4 protein-coding genes are annotated in these 4,014 nt (G+C 64.7%); 1 reads left to right on the forward strand and 3 read right to left on the reverse strand.

Annotation, left to right across the window (positions count from 1 at the left end; all coding sequences use genetic code 11):
- The first annotated feature begins 63 nt into the window (after nucleotides 1-63).
- Nucleotides 64-705: a maleylpyruvate isomerase family mycothiol-dependent enzyme gene (locus AB0M47_RS42315; RefSeq protein ID WP_363424590.1), complete on the forward strand. Its 642-nt coding sequence runs from the start codon at nucleotides 64-66 to the stop codon at nucleotides 703-705.
- 131 nt (nucleotides 706-836) lie between these two features.
- Here the strand turns inward: AB0M47_RS42315 and AB0M47_RS42320 are convergent, their stop codons facing one another.
- The 3 genes from AB0M47_RS42320 to AB0M47_RS42330 all read right to left on the reverse strand — a co-directional run bounded on the left by AB0M47_RS42320 (nucleotide 837) and on the right by AB0M47_RS42330 (nucleotide 3,718).
- The gene (locus AB0M47_RS42320) at nucleotides 837-1,295 is read right to left on the reverse strand and encodes an STAS domain-containing protein (protein ID WP_363424596.1); all 459 of its coding nucleotides are present in this window, start codon (nucleotides 1,293-1,295) and stop codon (nucleotides 837-839) included.
- A gap of 700 nt (nucleotides 1,296-1,995) precedes the next feature.
- Complete coding sequence (locus AB0M47_RS42325) at nucleotides 1,996-2,508, reverse strand: hypothetical protein (protein ID WP_363424592.1); 513 nt, start codon at nucleotides 2,506-2,508, stop codon at nucleotides 1,996-1,998.
- 676 nt (nucleotides 2,509-3,184) lie between these two features.
- Entirely contained in the window at nucleotides 3,185-3,718 is a 534-nt protein-coding gene (locus AB0M47_RS42330) for a hypothetical protein (RefSeq protein WP_363424594.1), read from the reverse strand.
- Nucleotides 3,719-4,014: the final 296 nt, after the last annotated feature.

The following is a 4,014-nucleotide window of genomic DNA, read 5'->3' on the forward strand; positions in this document are numbered from 1 at the left end:
TTTTTGAAAACTGCGTAACAGCGTAATAATACCCCCCTAATACCGGACTTCTTGGGGTGTGTGATGGACGAGCGGTACTGGTCGGCGGTGCGCACGCTGCGGCTGCGCCTGGCGGATTTCCTGGACACGTTGACCGCGGCCGAGTGGAACGCGCCGTCGCTGTGCCAAGGCTGGCGGGTCCGCGACGTCGCAGGACATCTGGCGATCATCCCGACGCTGACGACCTGGCAGCTTCTCACTGTCGCGCCGCGCGCCGGATTCAACCCCAACAAGATCAACACGCTGATCGCGGTGCGTAGCGGGTCACGTGAGCCTGCCGTCGTCGTCTCGCAGATCCGGGCGCACGCCGACGCCACGCGCACCGCCAGGGTGCTGGACACCCGTGACTGTCTGTTCGACGTCATCGTGCACGCGCAGGACATCGCCCTGCCGTTGGGGCGCGAGTTCCCGATACCCGCCGAAGATCTCGGACCAGCCTTACGGCGGGTGTGGTCGATGGGCTGGCCGTTCCACGCCCAGCGCAAGCTGACCGGTGTCACCCTGACAGCAACAGACATCGAATGGGCTCAAGGCCGCGGGCCGAAGGTGGCCGGGCCCGCGCTGGCCCTGCTGCTGCTCCTGACCGGACGTTTCGAGTCGGCGTTACCGAGCCTCGATGGTCCCGGAATCATGATGATCCAGCAACCGGCTGCAGCCGGTAGCTAGCGGACCTCGAAAGCCGGGTGTGCCGGGACCGAGGCGGCCAGCGTGAGGTGGACGAGAAGTCGACGCACGGCCGTGCCTGGAGCCGTTGCGGCCGCCGGGCTTCGATATGGCCGAGCCGCGCAGTTCGCCCCCTACCTTGCCCAAACGCGCATCCCCATCGACCGAGCGGCGCAACGGCGCCTACCTGATACGGGCGGGTGATCGTGGGGCTGTTGTGTCCCGTACACGACCGGGGACTCGGTCAACAGTGGGAGGACTCCGGTCATGGCCAGAACCCTGCGCGCCGACCCGGTGGGGTGCCGTACCGACATGCACCGACCGTTGCAGGCCGTACTCGCGCGGGTCTGCAGTAACACGGTGACAATCGAGCAGTCCAGAAACGTCACGTCGCGGAGATCGACCACGGTGTGCGGCGTAGCCTGCCCATAGACCGCCAGCATCTGACGCAACTGCCCGGCGCTAGCGGCGTCGAACTCGCCGGATAACGCGATCACACGTGTCTCATCGTGATCATCGACGGTGAATTGCCACGAGCTTGCGCTGATGGGTTCCACTCCTACCGGTTTATCACGCTCGCGGACATAGCACATCGCGATCGGGAAACCCGAAACGCAACAGGACGGCCGTTCGGCAGGCAGCACGATGGACGTGACCCTGTGGTCCTGATGTCGACGTCACGCGGAAAGCGCCTGCCGACGTCCCCGGCGGTGTCTGAACCGGTGCGGCAGGAGAACCTTTGCGCATCGGTCGGAGTCGCAAACACGATGGCATTGCTCGCGTTCGTGTGATCTCCTCACCGGCGACTTCGGCCGAGTCTTGCGCCTCCATCCGATTCCGTGCCGGCCCGGGAGTTGTGCAGGTATCAACTTAAGCCCGTCGGCGATCGCGGCTTGCTGTCCGGGGTACGCCAGCCGACGCCGCCCAGGAACTCTTGCGCCCGTGGCGACAAGCCATCCAGATCGTCCAGAATGTGCACGCGGACTTCCACGGTGAAGTACAGGACACGAGTATATCTATCGAACACCCCCGCGGCATGTGAGCACCTGGCCAAATCACAATCGAGGTTAGCGGCCGGCTCAGCCGCCGGCCGGCGCGTGCTGAGCACCTCATCAAGGACCGTAGCCCGCAACGGCGCGACCTCGCCGGCCTCGGGCGATAGCGCTACACCCGTCATGTCGATAACCGAATGGGCACCCGAGAAGATCTGCGCTCATAACCTATCTAACAATCGCGCGGGCCGGACCGTTGTCCGGGCTGCTGTGCCTTGCACCGAGGGCAGGTCGTGGGAGTTCAGAACCGGAAGTAGACATTGAACTCAAGCCCGGGGGTGTGCTCGAGGTCGCTCGCCGAGATACGGACCCAGAGGACCCAGGTCTCCCCCGCCGACGGCTTGTTCATGAGGTTGGTGAACACGGCAGCGGACTCGCCCTCTTCCCAGTTGCCCGTGTAGTAGCCACTGCGGGAGACCTCCTCTCTGAACGAGACGGCCACACTCGGGTCGCTCTGCACACCTCGAGGTAGCTTCATTTTGATGGCCAGCCCTTCGCCGGAGCTGTGCTTGCCGTAGGAGATGACCTTGAGCCGGTATTTGCCTCCGTCGGCGTCCAGCGTCTGGCCGCCGTAGTGCGAGCTGGGCTCGACAAGCAGGTCGATACTTTGCTCAGAGCTGTCGTCGAGCAACAGGTGGAACGGCTTCGCCTTGGATCCGTCAGCGCCAGAGGAGGCCGGGTCATCCGAGCAGCCGGTCAGCACGAGCGCTGCGGACAGCACGGCGACGAGCCCCGTGAACCTACGCCGTTGCATGAGCGCATTCCTTTCGTAGATCTTGAACGCGACGCTAGATGTCACAACTCGGTCCACCAACGCACTCGGAGCCTATTGACCATCGGAGGTGCACGGGGCTTCTACGTGTCCGGGTTTTGTCCGCACCTGCGCCTGTCGACGGCGGGTGTCGATGCGCCGCGTAGGCCGCGGTGACGGCGATGCCGCGTTGTACGCCGTCCGGGCCACATTTCGTCGGCGTCACCGGTGCCGATCAGATCGTCATCGGCACCGGTGCTGGAGCGCACCTACCGGCGCGGCGTCTGCGTGATCGTCCCCAACCGGCCCCTGAAACCTGCGGCCGCTCTGAACGCCCACTAAAGGGTGCAGCTTCTCGGCGAACTCGTACGCGGGCGCATACTTCGCGAACAGCTCGCTGATCAGCGCTGCACCGCGTGGCGTACTCGTGGCCAGGATGGGCGGCGGCCAAGGCCTGGGAGGGCTTCTCGTCGTCGCTCAACGGATACTGACGCAGGATCGCCCCAGCGTCGCCGCTGAACGCCGACGAGATGTCGGCCGTTGGGTGCTGGGCAGGACCTTTGCTTCGGTCAAGCTGAAGAGTCACCACAGGGTGATCGCGGGGGCCAGGTCAGGCCGACGTGCTCATGGGGCCTCGCTAGGCTGTTGCGCCGCCGGGGATCACTTGGCCGACGAGCTCTCAGGAAGCGTATCCTGCCGCGATGCAGAGGTCCGATACGTCGATTTGTGCGTCGAGCATCTCTCTCAGGGCGTCGGCTTCGGCTTTGGCATTTTCGAATGACGGATCGGTGTCATGGACTTCCTGGGCGTGCGCGACCTGCTCGAAGTCATCAGCGAGCGCGAGGATCGCAGCCCGGATCTTCGGGTCGGTAGCCTTCTCGGCAACGCCGCGGTAGAAAGCCGACCACTTACGGGTTTCCTCCGGTGACACATCTTGAGCGTCGCTACCGGGACCGCCAAGCAGCGCTTCCCTGCAGCCTGCGGCTTTGTCCGAGGCACCGCTGCCCGGCGGTTGACCCGAGGGTTCGCCAGACGAGCTGCGGTATAGAACCAGGTACGCACCGATCCCGCAGGAGCACAGCAGGAAGAGCGCAAACACACCCGCAATCGCGAGATGCCACCACTTCAGGGAGAACCCGGATACGCGCCTCGAGGATGGCTGCTCCGATGACCGCTGCTGCGAATTCGGCTGTGGTGCGATCGGTGGCTGCACGATCCGCAACGTAACGCGCTTTGTCCATTGTCAACAAGCCACTGGCAGCTTTAGGTCTTCGGCACTGGCGGGGCTCCGATGATCAACTCGATGCGAGACGCTCGCCGGTCAAGGGCAGCGAAATCGTGGCCTGTGGCGAGGGACCGAACCGCCGGCGATTACCAGCGGATGAGGCCGTTCCCGGACTTCGGCGATCCCCTGACAGCCTGTTGTATAACCCGGTTGGGTGGTACAACAGCGCCCTTCTCGGGCGTCCTTGCCGCCGGCCGCACCCTGCGGGGTTGGTCGGCGTTGGG

The sequence above is a fragment of the Hamadaea sp. NPDC051192 genome (assembly GCF_040682475.1).
Classification (GTDB): domain Bacteria; phylum Actinomycetota; class Actinomycetes; order Mycobacteriales; family Micromonosporaceae; genus Hamadaea; species Hamadaea flava.